This is a genomic window from Actinomycetospora sp., from assembly GCF_055612215.1.
On sequence record NZ_JBVPVA010000801.1, the window covers coordinates 1 to 1,232 of the forward strand.

Annotated in this window: 1 protein-coding gene; it reads left to right on the plus strand. The window is 79.3% G+C overall.

The features are described from left to right. The first annotated feature begins 75 nt into the window (after positions 1-75). Entirely contained in the window at positions 76-1,140 is a 1,065-nt protein-coding gene (locus AC0CYZ_RS21970) for a glycosyltransferase family 4 protein (RefSeq protein ID WP_472219241.1), read from the plus strand. Positions 1,141-1,232 lie beyond the last annotated feature (92 nt).

Genomic DNA, 1,232 nt, shown 5'->3' on the forward strand with positions numbered 1-1,232 from the left:
CGCCCGCGGGATCGCGACGATCGCGGTGGAGCTGCACGAGTCGCACGTCGCGCGGGCGGGGTACGAGCGCCCGCTGTGACCGTCCACGCCGTGCTCCCCGGGGACGTCGACACCGTCCCCAGCGGCGGGAACGTCTACGACCGGCGGGTGCTCGACGGACTCGGGACGCTCGGCGTCACGGTCGTCGCCCACCGGTTGCCGGGACCGTGGCCGGACGGCGAGGCGGCCGCGGTGGGACGGGTGCTGGCGGAGGTTCCCGACGGCGGCCCGGTGCTGCTGGACGGCCTCGTCGCGTGCGGGGAGCCGACGGCGCCCGCCGAGCACGCCGACCGGCTCCGGCTCGTCGTGCTGGTGCACGCCCCGCTGGCCGACGAGGTCGGGCTCCTCCCCGCGGCCGCGCGGGACCGGGACGACCGCGAGCGCGCGGCGCTGCGGTGCGCGGCGGCGGTGGTAACGACGAGCCGGTGGACCGCCGACCGGATCGTCGACCGGCACGGGCTCGACCCGGCGCGGGTGGTCGTCGCGACCCCCGGGGTCGACCCGGCGCAGGTGTCCCCCGGCTCGGCGGTCACCGGGGGCCCGCCGCGGCTGCTCTGTCTCGGTGCGCTCACCCCGACCAAGGGCCAGGACGTGCTCGTCGAGGCCCTGGCGCGCGTCGCGGACCGACCGTGGACGGCCACGCTGGCGGGCCCGACGGGGCGCGACCCGGGCTTCGTCGTCGGGCTGCGGGCGGCGATCGCGCGCCACGGGCTCGCCGGGCGGGTGACGGTGCCCGGGCCGCTCACCGGCCGCGCGCTCGACGCGACGTGGGCGGCGGCCGACCTGCTCGTGCTGCCCTCGCGGGCGGAGACCTTCGGGATGGTCGTGGCCGAGGCGCTGGCGCGCGGGGTGCCGGTGGTGGCGGCCCGCGTCGGCGGGGTCGGCGAGGCGATGGGCCCGCAGGGTCCGATCCCCGGGACCTGGGTGCCGCCTGAGAACGTTCCCGCGCTCGCCGCAGCCCTGTGGCGCTGGTTGGGGGACCCGGTGCTGCGTTCCGGGTGGAGGCTCTCAGCGCTGGCGCGGCGGAGCACGCTGGAGCCGTGGTCCTCCCCCTCCGTCCGGATCGCCCGGGTGCTCGACGCCCCTGGGCGGCAGCGCTGAGCGAGCCTGGCTCGCCGGTCTGCACCCCGGACTGGCTGGCGCTCCGCGAGCCCGCCGACCACGCCGCCCGGTCCGCGGATCTCGCCGCCGGC